Annotated in this window: 24 protein-coding genes and 1 pseudogene; 21 read left to right on the forward strand and 4 right to left on the reverse strand. The window is 64.5% G+C overall.

Going from position 1 to position 20,057, the window contains the following annotated elements; genetic code table 11:
• The first annotated feature begins 92 nt into the window (after positions 1 to 92).
• Positions 93 to 938, forward strand: coding sequence for an oxygenase MpaB family protein (locus tag K3174_RS11165; protein WP_221558352.1), 846 nt, complete (start codon positions 93 to 95; stop codon positions 936 to 938).
• Between the two features lie 194 nt (positions 939 to 1,132).
• Here K3174_RS11165 and K3174_RS11170 read toward each other — a convergent pair whose 3' ends face one another.
• Positions 1,133 to 1,831, reverse strand: a complete 699-nt coding sequence (locus K3174_RS11170; RefSeq protein ID WP_247712090.1) for a winged helix-turn-helix transcriptional regulator — start codon at positions 1,829 to 1,831, stop codon at positions 1,133 to 1,135.
• A gap of 70 nt (positions 1,832 to 1,901) precedes the next feature.
• Between K3174_RS11170 and K3174_RS11175 the strand changes: the two genes are divergently transcribed.
• The 8 genes and pseudogenes from K3174_RS11175 (at position 1,902) to aac(6') (ending at position 6,148) form a co-directional block, all read left to right on the forward strand.
• The gene (locus K3174_RS11175) at positions 1,902 to 2,336 is read left to right on the forward strand and encodes a VOC family protein (protein WP_221558353.1); all 435 of its coding nucleotides are present in this window, start codon (positions 1,902 to 1,904) and stop codon (positions 2,334 to 2,336) included.
• Positions 2,337 to 2,370: 34 nt separating this feature from the next.
• Positions 2,371 to 2,733, forward strand: a pseudogene (locus K3174_RS16880) (DUF1428 domain-containing protein); the annotation flags it as partial.
• A complete protein-coding gene (locus K3174_RS16885) occupies positions 2,719 to 3,093 on the forward strand; it encodes a DUF1428 domain-containing protein (protein ID WP_425594433.1) in 375 nt (124 codons plus the stop codon). The pseudogene K3174_RS16880 and the gene K3174_RS16885, both read left to right, overlap by 15 nt.
• An 11-nt stretch (positions 3,094 to 3,104) precedes the next feature.
• Positions 3,105 to 3,884 carry a VOC family protein gene (locus K3174_RS11185; protein ID WP_221558355.1) on the forward strand — a complete coding sequence of 260 codons (780 nt, stop codon included), beginning with the start codon at positions 3,105 to 3,107 and terminating at the stop codon, positions 3,882 to 3,884.
• A gap of 11 nt (positions 3,885 to 3,895) precedes the next feature.
• Positions 3,896 to 4,531, forward strand: coding sequence for a glutathione S-transferase family protein (locus K3174_RS11190; protein WP_221558356.1), 636 nt, complete (start codon positions 3,896 to 3,898; stop codon positions 4,529 to 4,531).
• Positions 4,524 to 5,003, forward strand: a complete 480-nt coding sequence (locus tag K3174_RS11195; protein WP_221558357.1) for a VOC family protein — start codon at positions 4,524 to 4,526, stop codon at positions 5,001 to 5,003. Before K3174_RS11190 ends, K3174_RS11195 begins: the two co-directional genes overlap by 8 nt.
• A gap of 4 nt (positions 5,004 to 5,007) precedes the next feature.
• On the forward strand, positions 5,008 to 5,682 hold the full coding sequence (locus tag K3174_RS11200; RefSeq protein ID WP_221558358.1) for a dihydrofolate reductase family protein: 675 nt from the start codon (positions 5,008 to 5,010) through the stop codon (positions 5,680 to 5,682).
• Between the two features lie 10 nt (positions 5,683 to 5,692).
• Complete coding sequence (aac(6'), locus tag K3174_RS11205) at positions 5,693 to 6,148, forward strand: aminoglycoside 6'-N-acetyltransferase (RefSeq protein ID WP_221558359.1); 456 nt, start codon at positions 5,693 to 5,695, stop codon at positions 6,146 to 6,148.
• A 208-nt stretch (positions 6,149 to 6,356) separates the two neighbouring features.
• On the opposite strand, the gene K3174_RS11210 is transcribed toward aac(6'), so the two are convergent.
• On the reverse strand, positions 6,357 to 6,950 hold the full coding sequence (locus K3174_RS11210; protein ID WP_221558360.1) for a DnaJ domain-containing protein: 594 nt from the start codon (positions 6,948 to 6,950) through the stop codon (positions 6,357 to 6,359).
• A 60-nt stretch (positions 6,951 to 7,010) separates the two neighbouring features.
• Here K3174_RS11210 and K3174_RS11215 point away from each other — a divergent pair, with 60 nt between their 5' ends.
• Genes K3174_RS11215 through K3174_RS11230 form a run of 4 tightly spaced genes read left to right on the forward strand, consistent with a single transcriptional unit; the run spans position 7,011 to position 9,916 of the window.
• On the forward strand, positions 7,011 to 7,283 hold the full coding sequence (locus K3174_RS11215; RefSeq protein WP_345719635.1) for a BolA family protein: 273 nt from the start codon (positions 7,011 to 7,013) through the stop codon (positions 7,281 to 7,283).
• Positions 7,284 to 7,294: 11 nt separating this feature from the next.
• Positions 7,295 to 8,185 carry a pirin family protein gene (locus K3174_RS11220; protein ID WP_221558361.1) on the forward strand — a complete coding sequence of 297 codons (891 nt, stop codon included), beginning with the start codon at positions 7,295 to 7,297 and terminating at the stop codon, positions 8,183 to 8,185.
• 10 nt (positions 8,186 to 8,195) lie between these two features.
• A complete protein-coding gene (locus tag K3174_RS11225) occupies positions 8,196 to 9,008 on the forward strand; it encodes an SDR family NAD(P)-dependent oxidoreductase (protein ID WP_221558362.1) in 813 nt (270 codons plus the stop codon).
• Positions 9,009 to 9,010: 2 nt separating this feature from the next.
• Complete coding sequence (locus tag K3174_RS11230) at positions 9,011 to 9,916, forward strand: alpha/beta fold hydrolase (protein WP_221558363.1); 906 nt, start codon at positions 9,011 to 9,013, stop codon at positions 9,914 to 9,916.
• Here K3174_RS11230 and K3174_RS11235 read toward each other — a convergent pair whose 3' ends face one another.
• Complete coding sequence (locus K3174_RS11235; RefSeq protein ID WP_221558364.1) at positions 9,917 to 11,008, reverse strand: DUF2332 domain-containing protein; 1,092 nt, start codon at positions 11,006 to 11,008, stop codon at positions 9,917 to 9,919. It lies immediately after the preceding gene.
• Positions 11,009 to 11,044: 36 nt separating this feature from the next.
• On the opposite strand from K3174_RS11235, the gene hisG reads away from it, so the two are divergent.
• The 8 genes from hisG (at position 11,045) to K3174_RS11275 (ending at position 19,796) form a co-directional block, all read left to right on the forward strand.
• A complete protein-coding gene (gene hisG, locus K3174_RS11240; protein WP_221558365.1) occupies positions 11,045 to 11,701 on the forward strand; it encodes an ATP phosphoribosyltransferase in 657 nt (218 codons plus the stop codon).
• Positions 11,701 to 12,990: a histidinol dehydrogenase gene (gene hisD / locus K3174_RS11245; protein WP_221558366.1), complete on the forward strand. Its 1,290-nt coding sequence runs from the start codon at positions 11,701 to 11,703 to the stop codon at positions 12,988 to 12,990. Before hisG ends, hisD begins: the two co-directional genes overlap by 1 nt.
• On the forward strand, positions 12,987 to 13,439 hold the full coding sequence (gene nusB, locus K3174_RS11250) for a transcription antitermination factor NusB (RefSeq protein ID WP_221558367.1): 453 nt from the start codon (positions 12,987 to 12,989) through the stop codon (positions 13,437 to 13,439). The genes hisD and nusB overlap by 4 nt, the downstream gene beginning before the upstream one ends.
• A gap of 23 nt (positions 13,440 to 13,462) precedes the next feature.
• Entirely contained in the window at positions 13,463 to 14,305 is an 843-nt protein-coding gene (gene thiL, locus K3174_RS11255) for a thiamine-phosphate kinase (protein WP_221558368.1), read from the forward strand.
• A gap of 155 nt (positions 14,306 to 14,460) precedes the next feature.
• On the forward strand, positions 14,461 to 16,626 hold the full coding sequence (locus tag K3174_RS11260) for a sodium-translocating pyrophosphatase (RefSeq protein ID WP_221558369.1): 2,166 nt from the start codon (positions 14,461 to 14,463) through the stop codon (positions 16,624 to 16,626).
• Positions 16,627 to 16,753: 127 nt separating this feature from the next.
• Positions 16,754 to 17,929, forward strand: coding sequence for a GNAT family N-acetyltransferase (locus K3174_RS11265; RefSeq protein ID WP_247712091.1), 1,176 nt, complete (start codon positions 16,754 to 16,756; stop codon positions 17,927 to 17,929).
• Positions 17,926 to 18,804, forward strand: coding sequence for a cupin-like domain-containing protein (locus K3174_RS11270; RefSeq protein WP_221558370.1), 879 nt, complete (start codon positions 17,926 to 17,928; stop codon positions 18,802 to 18,804). The genes K3174_RS11265 and K3174_RS11270 overlap by 4 nt, the downstream gene beginning before the upstream one ends.
• An 86-nt stretch (positions 18,805 to 18,890) precedes the next feature.
• Entirely contained in the window at positions 18,891 to 19,796 is a 906-nt protein-coding gene (locus K3174_RS11275; RefSeq protein WP_221558371.1) for an acyl-CoA thioesterase, read from the forward strand.
• A 44-nt stretch (positions 19,797 to 19,840) separates the two neighbouring features.
• Here K3174_RS11275 and K3174_RS11280 read toward each other — a convergent pair whose 3' ends face one another.
• Positions 19,841 to 20,023 carry a hypothetical protein gene (locus K3174_RS11280; protein WP_221558372.1) on the reverse strand — a complete coding sequence of 61 codons (183 nt, stop codon included), beginning with the start codon at positions 20,021 to 20,023 and terminating at the stop codon, positions 19,841 to 19,843.
• Positions 20,024 to 20,057: the final 34 nt, after the last annotated feature.

The raw sequence follows: 20,057 nt of genomic DNA on the forward strand, positions 1-20,057 counted from the left end.
AGACGGATGGATAGGTAGCTGCAAGCAACGAAATCGCCGGAGGGCCCAAGCCACACTCGACTCGGCCTTCATGCGGTCGCATAGTCGGCGCGATGCCGCCGACGCCGCTTTCAGAACGTCTTCGCCTCAAGCTCGTCGAGCGGGTGCGCGGCGTGTTCAACGACGTCGAGAGCGGGCAGAAGCCGGTGCCCCCGTCCGATGAGGCGCTGTTCGCAAAGGACACGCCGATCCGCATGGTCCACGCCGATATCGTGGCGATGATGGTTGGCGGAATCCGCGGACTGCTGCTCCAGATGCTGCACCCCCATGCGCTGCAGGGCGTGCTTGACCACTCGAATTTCCGCGCCGACATGCATGGCCGCCTTCGCCGCACCGCCCGCTTCATCGCCGTTACCACTTTCGGCCACCGCGACGACGCCATGGCGGCGGTGGCGCGGGTCAACCGCATCCACGCCGCTGTCGGCGGCACGCTGCCGGACGGCACGCCCTATTCGGCCACCGATCCGCGCACGCTTGCGTGGGTTCACGTGGCGGAAGCGACCAGCTTCCTGGCGGCCTATCTGCGCCATGTCCGCCCCGACATGCCGGGCGGCGAGCAAGACGAATACTACCGCCAGTTCGCGGTGATCGCACGCGCACTGGGTGCCGATCCGGTGCCGCTCGACCGGCGCGAGGCCGAAACGATTTTCCGCGAACTGCGCACCGACCTGACAGCATCCCCGGCGGCTCGCGAGATTGCGCAGCTCGTCCTCACGCAGAAACCGGAAGTCTCACCCCCTGCGGTGCAGGCATTGCTCGGCGCCGAAGCGGTCGCGCTGCTGCCGCCCTTCGCCCGTTCGATGCTGGGGCTGGAGCGGCCCGGCCTTGCCGCCATCCCGGCGCGCGCTGCTACCTGGGGCATGGGCAAGACATTGCGCTGGGCGTTCCGCCAAGGGTGACATCTGGGCGACGAAGGCGACGCCGTGTCAACCGGGCCGGTTTCCAACTTTGTCCGTTTTTTCAGAATACTAGCCGCACGATACCCGGGTGACGCTGCAGCATCCGCCCCGCCCCCTATCGCGCTTCGAGGGTCCGATCCGCGTCGCGAGGTAGCTCTGGCAGAATCCGAAGCTGTAGGAAAACGCTCTCGCTTTCAGGCGATCTTGGGCGGGAGCGAGAACAGCGAAGCGTAGCGCAAGGCCAGCGCGCGATCGCCTTCGATCCGCAGGCCGGCATCGCGCTCGAGCTCGTCCCACGGTACACCGGCATAGATACCGCCCGCGACAACCGCGGCGACAGGAGCGTTGAATACGGCATCGGCCTCCACCGTATCGACGCGACGTATCGGCAGGCGCCCCACGCCCGGCTCGGCCACGAAGCTGTCTTCGCCGATGACGAAACCGATCCGGCAGCCCGCGAACTCTTCGATCCGGGCATGATCGACCATCGTGCGCATGGAGAGCATCAGCGAGACCGGCGACAATGGCAGCGTGGGATCGTGCGCGCTCGATCGTGCCGCCCAGCGGCCCAGTTCCTGCACCAGCACTTCGGCGGAGTACCCCCATTCAGTCAGTTCGTATACCTGCGCCTTGACCGGCGGCGGCAGCTGGCGGCGGGACAGCACGCCCGCGTCGTCCAGCGATGCCAGCCGCTCCGTAAGCACCTTGGCCGAAATACCGGGCAGGCTGGCGCGAATGTCGGAAAAGCGACGGGCACCTAGCATAAGCTCGCGAACCACGAGCAGCGACCAGCGCTCGCCGATAAGTTCCATGCCGAAAGCGGTGCCACATGCATCGCCGTACCACCTGCCATGACCCGAAATTTCCATCTTAGTTTCATTTTGTAACTTCATAGTTGCTTTTAGTAACTCATTAGTCCAGGAATCGCAAGTCCCGAGTCGCTGAGAGAGAGGAAGACGACCGATGACCCAGATGATATTCGTGAACCTGCCCGTATCGGACCTTGCCGCTTCCACGCGGTTTTACGAAGCGGTGGGTTTCACTCGAAACCCGCAGTTCTCGAATGAGATGGCGGCCTGCATGGTGCTGTCCGACGCGATCCACGTGATGCTGCTGACGCACGATTTCTGGAAGACGTTCACGAGCAAGGCGATTCCCGACGCCCGTGACAGTGCACAGGTGCTCCTGTGCCTCAGCCGCGAAAGCCGGGAGGCGGTGGATGCGATCACCGCCAACGCTCAAGCGGCGGGGGGAATCATCGATCCCACGCCGACGCAAGACATGGGCTTCATGTATGGGCGCAGCTTCGAAGACCCGGACGGTCACATCTGGGAAGTGATGTGGATGGACCCGCAAGCCGCCGCCGAAGGCCCGCCAGCCGAGGCGATGGCCAACTGACAACGACATCCAGCCTCATTGCAGGAGAGAGACGATGAGTTACTTCGATGGTTTCGTACTGGCGGTGCCGACCGCCAACAAGGACAAGTTCGTGGAGCACGCCAAAGAGGGCGATGCGGTGTTCAAGGACCAGGGCGCCGTCCGCATCGTGGAGGCCTGGGGCGACGATGTGCCCAAGGGCAAGGTCACCGATTTCCAGGGCGCCGTGCAGGCCACCGACGAAGAGACGGTCGTATTCTCCTGGATCGAATGGCCCGACAAGGCCAGCCGCGACGGCGTCATGGCGCGTTCCGAGGAATGGATGAAGGATCCGCGCATGGATCCGGAAAAGAACCCCATGCCCTTCGATGGCAAGCGGATGATCTATGGCGGATTTGATGCGATCGTCGACGAAGGCGAAGGCGGCGGCGCCTATGCCGATGGTTATCTCGTCCCGGTGCCAGAAGGCAAGAAGAAGGACTATCGCGCGCTGGCAATCAAGATGGCACCGGTCTTCCGCGAACTGGGCGCCACCCGCGTCGTCGAAGCCTGGGGCGACGACCTGCCCGACGGCAAGCACACCGATTACAGGCGCGCGGTGAAGGCCGAAAAAGACGAAAATGTCGTCTTCTCCTTCGTCGAATGGCCCGACAAGGCAACCCGCGACGCCGGCTGGGCGAAGATGATGGAAGACAACAAGGACAATTCGGCGGACGACATGCCCTTCGACGGCAAGCGCATGTTCTGGGGCGGTTTCCGTCCGATAGTCGAACTTTGAGGAGAGAGAAGATGGCCGACAAACAGGGCGATTTCGTCTGGTACGAACTGATGACGACCGATGCCGATGCGGCGCAGGAATTTTACGCACCACTGCTCGGCTGGAGCTTCGAAGATGCGGATTTCGACAATAACGGTTATCGCGCCTTTTCCGCCGGGGAGACGCAAGTCGGCGGCTTTTTGCCACTAACCGCAGAGATGACCGCCGGCGGAGCACGCCCGGCGTGGCTGGGCTATATCCGTGTGGACGATGTGCCTGCGACGCTCGCCGATATCCGCGAGCGCGGCGGACAGGTGATGGTCGAGGGCGTCGAAGTTCCCGGCATCGGCCCATTCGCCATGATTACCGATCCGCATGGCGCGCCGTTCTACATCATCGATGATCGTTCCGGCCAGGATAGCGGAGCCTTCGCGCGCTACGAACCGCAGCAGGGCTGCTGCGCCTGGAACGAACTCGCCAGCGACAACCCGGCGCAATCGGACGCGTTTTACACCGGCCTGTTCGGTTGGACCAAGGGCGAAGCGATGGAAATGGGCCCGCTCGGCACATATCAAATGTATTCGCACCCCGACTACATGATCGTGGCGATCTATCCCAAGATGCCCGAAGACCCGCAGGCCCACTGGCTCTACTATTTCCGTGTGCCCGATATCGACGCCGCCGTGGAACAGATCGATGCTGGCGGAGGCAGGATTCACCAACAGCCAACCGAAATTCCCGGGGGCGAGTTCTCGCTAGCGGGGATCGATCCGCAAGGCTCGTTTTTCGGCCTTGTCGGCCCGCGCAAATAGGGAGAACGGACGTGGCAGATTATACTTTCTACACCAATCCGATGAGCCGCGGGCAGATCGCCCGCTGGGCGCTGCATGAAGCGGGCGCGGATTACGAGCAGGTCATCGTCGAATACGGCCCGCCCGATGGCAAGCCCGAGGCATTCAACAAGGCCAACCCGATGGGCAAGGTTCCCACGATCATCCATCATCACAACGGCCACGACCATGTGATCACCGAATGCGCGGCGATTTGCCATTACCTCGCCGCCATGCAGGCGCCCGAACTCACGCCCAAGGCAGAAGAGATGGCGGATTATTACCGCTACATGTTCTTCGCCGCCGGACCGGTCGAGCAGGCCATCGCCGCCCATTCGATGGGCTGGAAACCCACCGAAGAACAGCAGGGCATGGCCGGTTTCGGCAGCTATGAACGCACCGTCGACGCGCTCGAAACCCTGTTGACGGGCCGCGACTATGTGTGCGGCGATCGCTTCACCATGGCCGACGTCTATGTCGGCAGCCAAGCCATCTGGGGCACCGAGTTCGGCACGTTGCCGAAGCGCGATGCGATCGTCGCCTATGCCGAGCGATGCACGCAGCGCCAGGCATACAGCGAAGCCAAGGCTATCGACACAAAGCAGATCGAGGAGAGCCAGAATGCCTGAGAAACTCACCACCGTCCTTTGGTATGATGGCGATGCCGAAGAGGCCGCGCGCTTCTATGCCGAAACCTTCCCCGACAGCTCGGTCGGCAACGTCTTCCGCGCGCCGTCCGATTTTCCAAGCGGGAAGAAGGGCGATGCGCTGACCGTCGAGTTTACCGTGCTCGGGCGTAGCTTCTCCGGCCTCAATGGCGGCGACATGTTCAAGCCGAACGAAAGCGTCAGCTTCATGATCGTGACCGAAGATCAGGACGAAACCGATCGCTACTGGAATGCGATCGTCGGCAATGGCGGGCAGGAAAGCGCGTGTGGCTGGTGCAAGGACAAGTGGGGCTATTCCTGGCAGATCACCCCGCGTACCCTACTGGAATCGCAGCGGGCGGGCGACGAGGAGGCCAAGCGCGCGTTCGAGGCGATGATGACGATGCAGAAGATCGATGTGGCGGCCATCGACGCCGCCCGCGCCGGGAACTGACCCGATGCCACGCAAGATAACCGGCGCTGCCTTCCTCTCGCTCGACGGGGTGATGCAGGCCCCCGGCGGCCCGACCGAAGACCCGCAAGGCGGGTTCGAAGAAGGCGGTTGGGTCTTCAAGCTGTGGGACGAGGGTATCAACGAAACTCTCGGCTCGCTGTTCTCGTGCGAATACGACCTGCTGTTGGGACGCCGAACATACGATATCTTCGCCGCCTACTGGCCCTATGCGGAAGGCGACGAGAAGCCGATGGGCGAAGCCTTCGACCGGGCGAATAAGTACGTCCTGACCCGCGGAACGCAGCCGCTCGAATGGCAGAACAGCCACCGGCTGACCGGGGTGGAGGATGTCGCCAAGATCAAGGCCGGCGACGGCGCGCCGATCATCATCCAGGGGTCGAGCACGATCTACCCCGCTTTGCTGGTCGCCGGACTGATCGATACGCTCATCACCATGACCTATCCGGTCCTGCTCGGCAGCGGGAAGCGGCTGTTCGGCGCAGGCACGCCGGTCGACCTGCTCGAAATGACCGACCACCGTGTGACCGACAAGGGCACGGTGATCGCCACCTATCGCCCCGGCGGCACACTGCCGCCCTATCCCGACCAAGCGCCAATCCCCGTGACCAGCGAACGCGAACTGGCGCGGCGCCAGCGGATCGAAGACGGAAGCTGGTAAGATCGGCACTATGTCGGCCTGCGCGATAATCGAGGCTGCACCGCCGCACCTGCCCGAATGGGGCGTCCTGCGCTTCGCCCTGTGGCCGTGGGATACGCCCGATGACCATGCCAGGGAGGCGGAAAGCCTCTATCTGTCCAGCGATCCGGACCGCGCCGCCTTCGTCGCGCTCGATCCGGCGAGCGCCGTGATCGGCTTCGCCGAAGCGACCCTGCGGCGCGATTATGTCGAGGGCTGCGGGACCTCGCCGGTGGGGTTTCTCGAAGGCATTTACGTCTCCCCCGATGCACGGCTTTCGGGGGTTGCGCGCCAACTCGCCGACAAGGTCGCCGCGTGGGCCAAGGCGAATGGATGTACCGAATACGCCTCCAACGCACTGCTCGACAATGCCGACAGCCACGCCTTCCACGCAGCCATCGGCTTCGCCGAGACCGAACGAGTGGTGTATTTTCGCAAGCGCCTGTAGGTGGTTTCGCCGCCGTGCACCGGCTGACCGAGCACTCTTTCGAACCTCGAACACCGCTCTCACCCGACGTTTATCGCCAAATAGGTTATTCACTTCACCTGAAGTCGCGGGGGCCCACGTTTACAGTCCAACCATCCCCTTCGCACGAACTGCTGAATCCCGCCCGTCGTCCAAACGAAAGCTGGGATGATGGCTGGGTAGGAACGACTTACCCGATAGCCCGCGATTTCCGCAGCATCTGGTACGCCTCCACCACACGGCCCAGTCGTGCCTCGTATTGCCGGTCGCCGCCATTGCGGTCGGGATGGTACCTGCGCACCAGTTCGGAATAGCGCCGTCGCAACCGCCGCCGATCGGTGTTCAGACCCAGCCCCATCGTCTCCAGCGCCTCGGCCTCTTCTCTGGAGAAGCGGCCGTCCATCGCCATTTCCGCCTCGCGCTGGGCGCGGCTCTTGATCCCGGCGGCGCGCGCGGAGATCGCGTCGAGCGGGTCGTCGAAATCACACCAGCGCGGCATGCCGTCCACGCCCGCATTCGGCCGGAAGCTTGGGCTTTCGGTCCGCCAGCCCGCGCCCGGTGCCTGCGCGTGGTAGATTTGCTCCGCGCTCATGCCCTCGAACCAGTCATAGCCCGCGTTGAATTCGCGCACATGGTCGAGGCACAGCCAGCGCCATTCGCCCGGCCCGTCGAAACCGTGCCCGCCGCCGCCCGGCGCGCGGAATTCCCCAGCTTCGCCGCAACCGGGATAGTCGCACACCCTGCCCGTGTCTTCGTAACGTCCGTGAAACTTTGTCTGGCGCATTCGTTGTAGGATGGGGAGAGAAGTGCGCTAAGGAAACCCCCAACAAGGAGATTCGGACCCGTGGCAGGACCAGTCCAGCAGGAAATGGAAAAGCTTCTTATCAAGGCTTTCAGCCCCACGCAGCTCGACGTGATCAACGACAGTGCGAAGCATTCCGGCCATGCGGGAGACGATGGCAGCGGAGAGTCGCATTTCACCGTGGTGATCGAAGCGGCGACCTTCGCCGACAAGTCCCGCCTCGAGCGCCAGCGCATGGTCAACCGGGCATTGGGTGACATTCCGGGCGAACGGGTCCATGCCCTCGCCATCCAGGCATCGGCCCCCACCACCTAGGAGACGCACATATGGCCCTGTTCGAGCAAACGCTGACCCCGGTCACCCACGATCTCGGACAGTTCGAAGTACGACGGGTGTTGCCATCCAAGGCGCGCAGCATGGTGGGGCCGTTCATTTTCGTCGATCAGTTCGGTCCGGCGCAGCTCGATATCGGCGCTGCCATGGATGTCCGCCCGCACCCGCATATCAATCTGGCCACGGTGACCTGGCTGTTCGAAGGCGCGATCGACCACCGCGACAGCCTCGGCAGTTTTTCGACCATTCGGCCGGGGCAGGTAAACCTGATGACCGCGGGCAAGGGCATTGTTCATTCGGAACGCTCGCCCGAAGCGGAGCGCAAGGCCGGCCCGAAGCTCTATGGCATGCAGACATGGCTGGCCCTGCCCGACGGACGCGAAGAAGTTGACCCGGCGTTCGAGGCCGTAACCGAGCTGCCGGTGATCGAGGACGGGCGTGCCAAGGCCATTGTCATCATGGGCGAATTATGGGGCGAGCGCGCCGCGACCACGACCTATGCCGCCACGATCTATGCGGAAATCATGCTGGAGCCGGGCGGGATGATCCCACTCGAAGACGATGCAGACGAGCGCGCGGTGATGCTCGTCGGCGGCGAGGCTTCGGTCGATGGCCACGCGCTTACGCCGTACCAGCTCGCCATCCTCCAGCCGGGGCGCGAAATGACGCTGGAAAGCAAGAGCGGCGCGCGGGTCATGTTGATGGGGGGCGAGGCCTTCGAAACGAAGCGCCATGCCTGGTGGAACTTCGTCAGCTCCAGTCGGGAACGCATCAACCAGGCCAAGGACGACTGGCGCGCGGGGCGTTTTCCGAAGGTTCCGGGCGACGAGGAGGAGTTCATTCCCCTGCCCGCAGGCGCGCCCAAGACCGTGACCTATCCGTGAAGGAATTCGCATGAGCTTTGAAGGGAAAACCGCCTGGATCACGGGCGCGAGCAGCGGCATCGGTGCCGCGCTCGCGCGCGAGTGGGCCAGCCGCGGCGCGCATATCGTCCTGTCGGGCCGCGACGAGGCGCGGCTGGCCGAAGTCGCCGGCGATCTGCCAACCGAAACGCTGGTTCTGCCCTTCGACGTCCGCGACCATGCGGCGATGGAGGCCGCGACGGCGCAGGCGATCGGTTGGAAAGGCGTCGACATCTTCGTCGCCAATGCAGGCGTTTCGCAGCGTAGCGCGGCGGTCGATACCGACATCGGCGTCTATCGCGAGATCATCGATATCGACCTCACCGCGCAGATCGCTGCGACCCAGGCGCTGCTGCCGCATGTGACCGCGCGGGGCAGCGGGCACTTTCTCTTCATCAGTTCGATCGCGGGCAAGGTCGGCGTGCCGATGCGCACCGCCTATTGCGCGGCGAAGTTCGGCCTCGCCGGCTATGCCGATGCGCTGCGTGCAGAACTGTCACAGAGCGGCGTGCAGGTTCACGTCATCTATCCCGGCTCCGTGGCGACCGACGTCAGCCGCAACGCCCTCACCTCCGACGGCAGCAAGCGCGGCCGTTCGGATGCGGTGATCGACAACGGTATCCCGCCGACCGAGGCCGCGAAATGGATCGTCGAAGCGGTCGCCAGGGGCGAGCGGGAAATCATCGTCGCTCAAGGCATGGAGCAAGCGATGGGTGAAATGCGCCGCACCCCGGAACAACTGCTCGATCAGGTCGCGGCCATGGTCGCTGCGGGATATATGGAGAAGATGAAAGCGGAAGGCTGACGATGGAACTCGAACAGAAGCGAGTCGCGCTTGCCAACGGGATCGAACTCGACGTCGTGGACGAAGGCCCGCGCGATGCGCCGGTGCTGATCTTCCTGCACGGCTTTCCCGAAAGCCACCGCACCTGGCGCCACCAGATCGCGCATTTTTCCGGCCGCTTCCGCTGCATCGCCCCGGACCAGCGCGGCTATCGCGGATCGTCCAAGCCGCAGGAGGTAGAAGCCTATACGCCCGACAAGCTGATCGGCGACGTGTTCCTGCTAGCCGATGCGCTCGGTGTCGACACTTTCACGATCGTCGGGCACGACTGGGGCGGAGCTATTGCCTGGGGCGTCGCCTATACCGGGATGATGAATGGCCGCGTCGCGCGCGCGATCATCGCGAATGCACCGCATCCGGTGCTGTTTCCCAAACTGCTCTATACCAACCGCCAGCAGCGGGAGGCGAGCCAGTATTTCCTGACCTTCCGCGATCCGGCGAACGATCCTATGATCCGCGAACACGGTCTTGCCCCGGTCCTGACGAAAGCCTTCGAGGGACGCCATGTCGGCACGATGATGGAGCCCGAGGAGCTGGCGCGCCTGCTGCAGGACTGGTCAGATCCCGATGCCGCCATCGGTATGCTCAACTACTACCGGGCGAGCCCGATGGAAGTCCTCCCGCTCGACGCGCCGTATGAACTGCCCTCGGACTACCAGCCCTTCCCGCTGCCCAAGCTGGCGATCCCGACGCTCGTCATCTGGGCGATGGACGACGAGGCGCTGCCGCCCGCCAATCTCGACGGTCTCGACGAAGTCGTCGACGCGCTCGAAGTGGTCGAGGTGCCGGGCTGCGGCCATTTCGTGCAGTGGGAAAAGCCCGGGGCGTTCAACGCCGCGGCCGACGCGTTTCTCTCGCGGACTTCCTGATCAACCGGTCCATTCGATCCACGCCCCGTGCGGATGCGCGGTGGCGAGCTTGCGGCGCATATCACCGCGTGGCCAGTAACTTACGGTCAATTCGTGCCGGTGCGTATCGCGATTGGCTTCGACGCTGACCCAGGCGAGTGGCGTCGCTTCGCGTGCCCTGCCGCCCGCAGCTTCCATCAGCTCCACGATCTGGTCGCGCTCGTCGCGCGGGATATACTGCCACACCACGGAGTGCATCAGCACGCGCGTGGTCCCTTCGGCTTGCGGCAGGGCGAGCCGATCGCGCAGGAAGTCGACGGCCCGCTTGCGCTCGACTTCGGGCGGGAAGGCATTCGCCGCCTCGATAGCGGCATCCATCCGGGCGAAGCGCTCGGTGAATTCGGGCCAGATATACGCCTTCAACCGCAGCGCCTGCCGCTCGTCGGTCAGATCGACAGGCGCCACATCGCAGCCGACCGCCCCGACGATATCGAAGCCGCGCGCCGGCGGCGGCTCGCCGCGCCAGTCGGGGGTGAGATGCAGGCGCGAGGATTTCGGCCCGACTTTGACGCCGCCGAGATCGTAGCGATAACGGCGCATCATCAGGTTGATGCCGGCGCTCGATCCGATTTCCATAAGCTCGAAATCGCCGGGCAGGCCGTGATCGACCAGCCACAGGAAAGCGGCGGCGAAATTCGCCGACCGTCCGGCCTCGTTGGTCTGTGGTGGACCATCGAGCCACGGCATGAGGAACGGTTCGTGACGCTCGATCGCTCCGGCGATTAACTCGGCGCCGTTGTTGGGCCCGAGCCCTTCGTAAATCGGCGCGAGGCCCGGCTCCTCACCGGCGAGTTGAAGCGCGTGCAAGCCGCCGGCAATCCGCAGCGGCAGCGCATCCGCCAGCGCCGGCCCAGCCCAGCGCCGCACGCGTCGCATGACCGCGCCCCCGCGCTCGGTCGGTAGAAGTTCGCGTAGACCCTGGCAAACCAGCGCGGTGATCGGGGCGCCATTGTCGCGGCAATACGCGACCTGGTTTTCGAACGCACGCGCCACCGCCTCCGGCCCCTTCGAAGCCGGCTCGGTTACGACATATTCCGCCTCGTCGATCGCCATTGCCCTTTCGGCCCCTGCTGCCTATCTGCGCACCCCATGAACGAATGCCTGACCTTCGCCGTTCCCAAGGGCCGCATCCTCGACGAAGCGCTGCCCGTGATGGCGCGTGCCGGCGTCGTGCCCGAAGATGACTTCCACGACAAGGCCAACCGCTCGCTGACCTTTGCCACCACGCGCGACGACATGAAGCTGATCCGCGTGCGCGCCTTCGACGTCGCCACCTTCGTCGCGCACGGCGCGGCCCAGATGGGCATAGTGGGGTCAGACGTGATCGAGGAATTCGACTATGCCGATCTCTATGCACCGGTCGATCTCGATATCGGGCATTGCCACCTTTCGGTCGCCGAACCGAACGACGGCGCCGCCCGCGTCGACGGCGCGAGCCACCTGCGCGTAGCAACCAAATACCCCAACCTCACCCGCCGCCATTTCGAACGGCAGGGCATCCAGGCCGAATGCGTCAAGCTGAACGGAGCGATGGAAATTGCCCCGGCGCTGGGGCTGGCCGGGCGTATCGTCGACCTCGTTTCGACCGGAACGACGCTGCGCGAAAACGGGCTCGTCGAAACGGGCCGTATTCTCGACATCTCGGCGCGCCTGATCGTCAACCGCAAGGCTTTGAAAACCGATCCGCGGGTTGCCGCATTGGTGGAGGCGTTTCGCGCCGATGCTGCCGAGCGCGAGGCCGCCTGATGCAGTTCCTGCGGACTAGCGATCCGGACTTTGCAAGAAAGTTCGACCGGGTCGTTCGCGGCCGCCGCGAAAGCGATGCACAGGTCGGACGCGACGTCGCGACGATTATCAACGAAGTGCGCGAGCGCGGCGATGACGCCCTGGTCGAATATACCGCGCGTTTCGATAGCCATCACTTGACGCAGGACGGCGACTGGCGGATTGCCCTCGACGAATGCTGCGCCGCCTACGACGCTCTCGATGCCGAACTGCGCGACGCGCTCGAACTCGCGGCTGCACGCATCCGCGCCTATCACGAAGGCCAGCTTCCAGCGGATCGCGACTATACCGACGATATCGGCATGCGGCTCGGCGCGCGGTGGCGGCCGGTCGATGCGGCAGGGCTCTATGTGCCCGGCGGCCGCGCGGCCTATCCTTCGTCGCTGTTGATGAATGCGATCCCAGCCAAGGTCGCCGGAGTGGAACGCCTCGTGGTTACGACGCCGACACCGAAGGGCGTGGTCAATCCGCTGGTTCTCGCCGCCGCTTATATCGCCGGGGTCGACGAAATCTGGCGCGTGGGCGGGGCGCAGGCCGTGGCCGCCCTCGCCTATGGCACCAAGCGGATCGGCAAGGCCGATGTCGTTGCAGGACCCGGCAACGCCTGGGTCGCCGAAGCCAAGCGCCAGCTCTACGGCGTGGTCGGCATCGACATGGTCGCGGGGCCGAGCGAAATCCTCGTCATCGCCGATGCGAACAACAATCCCGACTGGATCGCTGCCGATCTCCTGAGCCAGGCCGAACACGACCCGACGAGCCAGTCGATCCTGATCACCGATAGCGACAGCCTCGCCCGCCAGGTAGAGGATTCGGTCGATATCGCGCTGATGAAGCTGCCGACGGCGAAAACCGCCAAGGCCAGCTGGGACGCGCACGGCCTGATCGTGTCGGTCGACACACTCGATGAAGCCCCGGCCCTGTCCGACCGGCTGGCGGCAGAGCATGTCGAGCTGATGGTCGACGAACCGCAGGCGCTGTTCGATCGCATGCGCCATGCGGGCAGCGTGTTTCTCGGCCGTCATACGCCCGAGGCCGTCGGCGATTATGTCGCGGGGCCCAACCACGTCCTTCCCACAGGGCGCCGTGCCCGCTTCGCCAGCGGACTGTCGGTGCTCGATTTCATGAAGCGCACCAGCTTCATCGACGCCTCCGAAGCTGCGCTCGCCGCGATCGGTCCGGCGGCGGTGAAGCTGGCGGAGGCGGAAGGCCTCCCTGCGCACGCCCTGTCGATTTCCACGAGACTGAAATGAGCCAGAATCCCAAGTCCCAGGCCCGCAGCGCCGCCCGCCTCGGTGCCGTGCAGGCGCTTTACCAGCAGCACATGGAAGGCACCCGCCTCGCCAAGCTGCTCGACGAATTCCACCAGCACCGCCTCGGCCGCGTGATCGAGGACGAGGAATACGCCGAAGCCGATGTCGATTTCTTCGACGATATCGTCGGCGGCGTCGACGCCCGGCGCGAGGAGATCGACGAGAAGCTGACCGCCCGCCTCGCCGAGGGCTGGACGCTGGCACGGCTCGACAAGACCATGCTCCAAATACTGCGCGCAGGCACCTACGAACTGATCGCCCGGCCGGACGTGCCCAAGGCCAGCGCGATCAGCGAATATGTCGACGTCGCCAAGGCCTTCTTCGACGATCGCGAAGCGAAGTTCGTCAACGGCGTTCTCGACGCGGTGGCCAAAGAGGCCGGGCGCTGAACGAAGCCGCGTTCATCGCCGCCTTGCGGGCGCTGGCGACCGATCCCGCCGCCCGCCGGCTGGAAGACGATGCCGCCATCATCGAAATGGGCGGCGAAAGACTGGTCCTCACGCACGATACGATGGTCGAGGGCGTCCATGTCCTCGAAGGGCAGGACCCGGCCGATGTCGCCTGGAAACTGGTCGCGGTGAACCTGTCGGACCTCGCTGCGAAGGGTGCCAAGCCGGTAGGCGTGCTCATCTCGCACATGCTCGGGAGCGACGACCACCGGTTCATCGAGGGTCTCGAAGAAGTACTTCGGACCTATGACGTGCCTCTTCTGGGTGGCGATACCGTCAGGGGAGAAGGCAATCGCGTCTGGGGATGCACTGCCATTGGACGGGCCACCCATGACCAAGTGCCGTCACGCGGTGGCGCGAAGCCCGGCGATGCCATCTATGTGACCGGTCCTCTGGGCGCCGCAATGCTGGGTTTCGAGGCCCTTCGCGATGGCGTCGAGCGCGACAGCAGCGCCTATAGACGGCCGCTTCCATTGGTTGATGAAGGCCAGGCGCTGGCTCCTCACGCTACCGCCATGATGGATGTTTCCGACGGCTTGCTCCTCGATTGCTGGCGCATGGCGAGTGTTTCGATCCGGGTGGCGTTCGAGCTGCAATCGGCTGCAATCCCGGTCGCCGACCCGTCGCGGTTCGATGACTGCATCCGCTGGGGCGACGACTACCAGTTGCTTTTCACTGCACCGCCCGAAATCGACCTTCCGGTTGCCGTATCGCGCATCGGGACGGTGGTGGCCGCCGATCGACCGCAGCTTCGGCTCGACGGCGAAATCCTCTCTCCCGAACAGGGTCTCGGCTACCAGCACTGAACCCTTGCGCGCATCGCGGTCGATAAGCGCGAATTGCTGCGCAATTCGACCTTGTCACGCAACACATGCCCCTTATACCCAAGAGCCATATGCGCCGACGTTTCCCGCGCCGGACTGCATAAACATATAGAAACAAACGGGAGGGGAATTTTTCAGTGGATTTAGTTCTCATATCAATCTTGCCGGGACTGCTGGCCGTCGTGTACGGCTTCATCACCAGCCGTCAGGTGCTGGGCTCCGGCGCCGGCAACGAAAAGATGCAGGAAATCGCCGCCGCCATCCAGGAAGGCGCGCAAGCCTATTTGAAACGTCAATACACTACCATCGCCATGGTCGGCGTGGTCGTGGCCGTGCTCGTCTTCGTCTTTCTCGGCATCATTCCCGCCATCGGTTTCGTGATCGGCGCGATCCTGTCGGGTGTGGCAGGCTTTATCGGGATGAACATCTCGGTGCGCTCCAACGTCCGCACGGCCGCCGCCGCGCAGAGCGGGCTGCAGCAGGGCCTCACCCTCGCCTTCCGCGCCGGGGCCATTACCGGCATGCTGGTGGCGGGCCTCGCCCTCCTCGCGATCGCCGTGTTCTTCTGGTATCTCGTCGGCCCGAGCGGCCACGCGCCCAACAGCCGTGAAGTGATCGACGGTCTCGTCGGTCTCGCCTTCGGCGCCTCGCTGATCTCGATCTTCGCGCGCCTTGGCGGCGGTATCTTCACCAAGGCGGCCGATGTCGGCGCCGACCTCGTCGGCAAGGTCGAGGCGGGCATCCCCGAAGACGATCCGCGCAACCCCGCCGTGATCGCCGACAATGTGGGCGACAATGTGGGCGACTGTGCAGGCATGGCGGCCGACCTGTTCGAAACCTATGTCGTCACCGTGGGTGCGACCATGGTGCTTACCGCGCTGCTGCTGAAGGGCCTCGGCGATCTGCTGATGCCGATGATGGCGCTGCCGCTGATGATCGGCGGGGCCTGCATCGTGACCAGCATTATCGGGACCTATTTCGTCAAGCTCGGCAAGGGAGGCACGAACGTGATGGGCGCGATGTACAAGGGCTTCATTGTCACCGCGCTGCTATCGATCCCGCTGATCTGGCTCGTCATCAACCTCGCGCTCGGCGGGATGGACACGGTCGTGGGCGGAAGCACAGTGACGGAAATAGTCGTCGCGACCGACGGTACCAATCTGGCCGAAGAAGGGCTTTCCGAACAGATCGGCGGCTTCACCGGCTGGTCGCTGTTCTACTGCTCGCTCATCGGACTTGCGATCACAGGTCTGATCATCTGGATCACCGAGTATTACACCGGCACCAACTATCGCCCGGTGAAGTCGATCGCCAAGGCATCCGAAACGGGCCACGGCACCAATGTGATTCAGGGTCTGGCCATCAGCCTTGAGTCGACTGCACTGCCCACAATCCTGATAGTCGCCGGCATTATCGCAACCTTCCAGCTCGCAGGACTCATGGGCATTGCCTATGCCGCCACCGCCATGCTGGCGCTGGCAGGCATGGTCGTGGCGCTCGACGCCTATGGTCCGGTGACGGACAATGCGGGCGGCATCGCCGAAATGGCAGGCCTCGACGACAGCGTGCGTGAGAAGACCGACCTGCTCGATGCGGTGGGCAATACCACCAAGGCCGTGACCAAGGGCTATGCGATCGGATCGGCCGGCCTTGCCGCGCTAGTTCTGTTCGCTGCCTACACCACCGACCTCGCCGAGTTCTTCCCGAACGCGGACGTCGATTTCAGCCTCGAGAACCCCTACGTCATCGTCGGCCTGCTGCTCGGCGCGCTGCTCCCGTACCTGTTCGGTGCGATGGGCATGACCGCCGTGGGCCGTGCCGCAGGCGACGTGGTGAAAGACGTGCGCGAACAGTTCGCCGCGGACAAGGGCATCATGGCGGGCACCAGCAAGCCGAACTATGCCCGCACGGTGGACCTCGTAACCAAGGCGGCGATCAAGGAAATGATCGTGCCGTCGATGCTGCCGGTCCTTGCGCCGATCGTGGTCTATTACGTGATCACGCTGATCGCGGGTCAGGAAAACGGCTTCGCGGCGCTCGGTGCACTGCTGCTCGGCGTGATCGTCGGCGGTATCTTCGTCGCCCTGTCCATGACCGCCGGTGGCGGCGCCTGGGACAACGCCAAGAAGTATATCGAAGACGGCAATCACGGCGGCAAGGGCAGCGAAGCCCACAAGGCCGCTGTCACCGGCGATACCGTGGGCGATCCCTACAAGGATACTGCAGGTCCGGCCGTGAACCCGATGATCAAGATCACCAACATCGTCGCGCTGCTGCTGCTGGCAGCACTCGCGGCCGGCTGATCTTCGTATCCGACCGACTACGGGGCGGCGGCATCTGCGGATGACGCCGCCCTTTACTTTTTGGCCCGTTAAGCAAGTTTAAGCGGCTTGGACATATTGCTATCGCGCGAAACAGGGACGGTACCCATTGACGAGCATCGAAGACCTGACCGGGAATGGTTGGTGCGGCACATCCGCATCCGCTGAACCATGCCCTGCGCTCGTCGACGGCTTTCAGGTTCGTCCCTGGGCTGAATACGACACGCCGGCATTCGTTGCCGCGTGGCGGAAGCTGGCCTGCCGATCCCGCACGCCCAATCCATTCCATGAAAACTGGTTTCTGCTGCCATCTCTTCGGCAGTTCGATCGATCGGGCGACGTCCGCCTCGCAACACTGGTTCACGATGGCGACCTGCTCGGCATGGTACCCTTGTGGCAGAGCCGGAACTATCACGGCCGGTCGCTGCCGCATCTGGCGGGCTGGACCCATCCCAACAGTTTCTGCGGCGAACCGCTGATCGCCGAAGGTAACGAGGAAGCAGTCTGGTCGGCGGTACTCGACTGGTGCGACCGGAACTGGCGACAGAGCGCCTTTCTCCATTTTGCGGCACTCCCGCTCGACGGGACCGCCTTCGAAACCCTGAACACCGTCTGCCAGCAGAACCGGCGCCCCATGCGCATCGTCCAGCGGACCAGCAGGGCGGCCCTTCATCGCGGCCTTGCGCCGGAAGATCATCTGGTTCGCACGCTGGGCAAGAAGCGGCGCAAGGAACTCGCGCGCAAGCGCCGCCGGCTCGAAGACATGGGCGAACTGGTCTTTACGCGCGCTTTCGGGAGCGAGAACCTCGATCACTGGATCGACCAGTTTCTCGCGCTGGAGAATGCGGGCTGGAAGGGGCTGGCAGGTTCGTCGCTCGCCAGCGCTGCGCAGACCGCCGATTTCTTCCGCCAGAGCCTCCGCGGCGCGGCCAGTGAAGGCAGGCTGGAGCGGCTGGCGTTCCATCTCGATGGCAAAGCGGTTGCGATGCTGTGCAATTTCATCACGCCGCCGCTCGCCCATAGTTTCAAGACGGCTTTCGACGAGAGCCTGTCGAAGCTTTCGCCCGGAATGCTGCTGCAGGTCGAAAACCTCGCCCTGCTGGAGCGTGACGATATCGCCCTGACCGACAGCTGTGCGGTCGCCGGCCACCCGATGATCGAGCAGATCTGGGACGACCGGCGTGATGTGGTTGCGGTCTCGCTGGCCATTGGCGGTGGCATCCGCAGGCGGGTTGGCGATGTGCTGACCGCAATCGAGTCGCGAAGATCGGAGAAGAGAACATGACCGCCCACGATCCCGCGCTCGCCGCAGGCCCTAGCCGGGTATTCCCGCAGGAATCGCGCGCCGCATTCGCGGGTAGCTATCCCGAACAACCGCATGTGCTGCGCCATGACCTGATGCAGGACGACCGGCTCGCGCTCGACGCTCTGGCGGCGGTTGCGGAGGCCCTGCCCGGCGGCTCGGTCGAGTATAATCTCGGCGATCTTCCGGTCGGGGTGGACGGCAAACCCGGTTCGAACGGATTGTCGATCGGCGAAACGATCCGCCATATCGCCACCAGCAATAGCTGGGCGGTGCTCAAGAACATCGAGCAGGTGCCCGAATACCGGACGCTGCTGCTCGACCTGCTGGAGGAACTTCGCCCCGATATCGAGGCAAAGACCGGCGCGATGCTTACCCCCCAGGGCTATGTCTTCATCTCCAGCCCCAACGCGGTCACGCCGTACCATTTCGACCCCGAACACAACATCCTTCTGCAACTCAGGGGCAGCAAGGTTATGACCCAGTTCCCAGCAGGTAACAACGTTTACGCGCCGGACGAGGTGCATGAGAGCTACCATCTGGGCGGCCCACGCGAACTGCCGTGGAACGACGATCTGCGGGCAGGCGGCACCGCCTTTGCCATCGAGGCGGGCGAAGCTGTCTATGTTCCCGTTATGGCTCCGCATTTCGTCCGCAACGGGTCCGAAAGCTCGATTTCGCTGTCGATCACCTGGCGCAGCGAATGGAGTTACGACGAGGCCGGTGCGCGCTGCTTCAACGGGACGGTTCGCAAGCTCGGCCTGTCGCCCCGGGCCCCGCATCGCTGGCCCGGCAGCAACCGGTTGAAATGCCTCGGCTGGCGTGCCTACCGCAAACTCGTGCCCGACCGCGGGTAGCGGCCGGCGGTACGCGCGTCCACCAACCCGGCACCGCCGGGGGCGATCCGCTTGACGGATACGTAAACGGCAAGCAAAGCCCCCGGGTGAGCGAAAACAAGACCCCCGAAGACCTCGTCGCAGGCCTCGTCCGCCTGCTGACCGTGACCCGCGAAGGAGAGAATTCCTTCACCGCCCCGCAGCAGCCCGGAGGCGTCGGCCGCGTATTCGGCGGGCAGGTGATCGCCCAAGCACTGCAGGCCGCGCAGGCCACCGCGCCCGCGGGGCTCGAAGCGCATTCGCTCCACGCCTATTTCCTGCGCGGCGGCAAGGAAGGCGTCGACATCGCTTACGCCACCGCGCGCGATTTCGACGGCCGCAGCTTCGCCAACCGCCGCGTGGTCGCGGCGCAGGAGGGCCAGCCGATCCTCAACCTCACCGCCAGTTTCCAGCGGCCCGAGGACGGCCTCTCGCACGACGACACCGCCATGCCCGACACACCGCCGCCGGAGGACCTCGAGCCCGACATGGCGCAGCGCCGCGCCCTGGTCGAGCGCCTCGGCGAGCGCATGAGCGACGATCAGCGCGCGCTCGTCCTGCGCCCCCGACCCATCGACATGCGCACCAGCGACAAGCTCCACTGGATGAACAGCGAACCGCGCGCGCCGCGGGCGCATAGCTGGTTCCGCACCGTCGCCGCTTTGCCCGACGATCCGGCGCTGCACCGTGCGGTGATCGCCTATGCCAGCGACTACACCCTGCTCGGCACCAGCGCCTTGCCGCACGGCCTAAGCTGGATGCGCGGCGAACTGGTCGGCGCCAGCCTGGACCATGCGATCTGGTTTCACCGCCCGGCCCGCGCCGACGAATGGCTGCTATACGCCACCGACGCGCCGTGGAGCGGCGGCGGCCGGGGCTTCAACCGCGGCCGCATCTTCAACCGCGCCGGGCAACTGGTCGCCAGCGTCGCTCAGGAGGGGATGATGCGCAAGCGGGTGAAGAAGGCGGACTGATCCGACCCGACGGGCGGTCCGAACCCCGAGACATGGACCGGGTGTTACACAGTCCAGAGACAAATATTGTCGGCTTGGGCGAAATGGCGTCGGCTTGCGGTTCTTGGCGTCGGCTTGCCTGCCACCAGCGTCGGCTTGGGCGGCAGGGCCGTCACCTTGCGCGGGCGAAATGTCGGCTTGTGCATGGCAATTGTCGGCTTGCGGCGAGAACGGATTGCAGGGCTCATGACCACTCCTTTCGATGGACCTCGCCGCAGGGCT

The organism is Qipengyuania qiaonensis (assembly GCF_019711515.1).
GTDB classification, from domain to species: Bacteria; Pseudomonadota; Alphaproteobacteria; order Sphingomonadales; family Sphingomonadaceae; genus Qipengyuania; species Qipengyuania qiaonensis.

Bases quoted from the DNA above. Each gene is read 5' to 3' on its own strand.
- K3174_RS11165 (WP_221558352.1), top strand. From the start codon at position 93: ATGCCGCCGACGCCGCTTTCAGAACGTCTTCGCCTCAAGCTCGTCGAG.
- K3174_RS11170 (WP_247712090.1), bottom strand. From the start codon at position 1,831: ATGAAGTTACAAAATGAAACTAAGATGGAAATTTCGGGTCATGGCAGG.
- K3174_RS11175 (WP_221558353.1), top strand. From the start codon at position 1,902: ATGACCCAGATGATATTCGTGAACCTGCCCGTATCGGACCTTGCCGCT.
- K3174_RS11185 (WP_221558355.1), top strand. From the start codon at position 3,105: ATGGCCGACAAACAGGGCGATTTCGTCTGGTACGAACTGATGACGACC.
- K3174_RS11195 (WP_221558357.1), top strand. From the start codon at position 4,524: ATGCCTGAGAAACTCACCACCGTCCTTTGGTATGATGGCGATGCCGAA.
- K3174_RS11200 (WP_221558358.1), top strand. From the start codon at position 5,008: ATGCCACGCAAGATAACCGGCGCTGCCTTCCTCTCGCTCGACGGGGTG.
- K3174_RS11210 (WP_221558360.1), bottom strand. From the start codon at position 6,950: ATGCGCCAGACAAAGTTTCACGGACGTTACGAAGACACGGGCAGGGTG.
- K3174_RS11220 (WP_221558361.1), top strand. From the start codon at position 7,295: ATGGCCCTGTTCGAGCAAACGCTGACCCCGGTCACCCACGATCTCGGA.
- K3174_RS11225 (WP_221558362.1), top strand. From the start codon at position 8,196: ATGAGCTTTGAAGGGAAAACCGCCTGGATCACGGGCGCGAGCAGCGGC.
- K3174_RS11230 (WP_221558363.1), top strand. From the start codon at position 9,011: ATGGAACTCGAACAGAAGCGAGTCGCGCTTGCCAACGGGATCGAACTC.
- K3174_RS11235 (WP_221558364.1), bottom strand. From the start codon at position 11,008: ATGGCGATCGACGAGGCGGAATATGTCGTAACCGAGCCGGCTTCGAAG.
- hisG (WP_221558365.1), top strand. From the start codon at position 11,045: ATGAACGAATGCCTGACCTTCGCCGTTCCCAAGGGCCGCATCCTCGAC.
- hisD (WP_221558366.1), top strand. From the start codon at position 11,701: ATGCAGTTCCTGCGGACTAGCGATCCGGACTTTGCAAGAAAGTTCGAC.
- nusB (WP_221558367.1), top strand. From the start codon at position 12,987: ATGAGCCAGAATCCCAAGTCCCAGGCCCGCAGCGCCGCCCGCCTCGGT.
- K3174_RS11270 (WP_221558370.1), top strand. From the start codon at position 17,926: ATGACCGCCCACGATCCCGCGCTCGCCGCAGGCCCTAGCCGGGTATTC.
- K3174_RS11280 (WP_221558372.1), bottom strand. From the start codon at position 20,023: ATGAGCCCTGCAATCCGTTCTCGCCGCAAGCCGACAATTGCCATGCAC.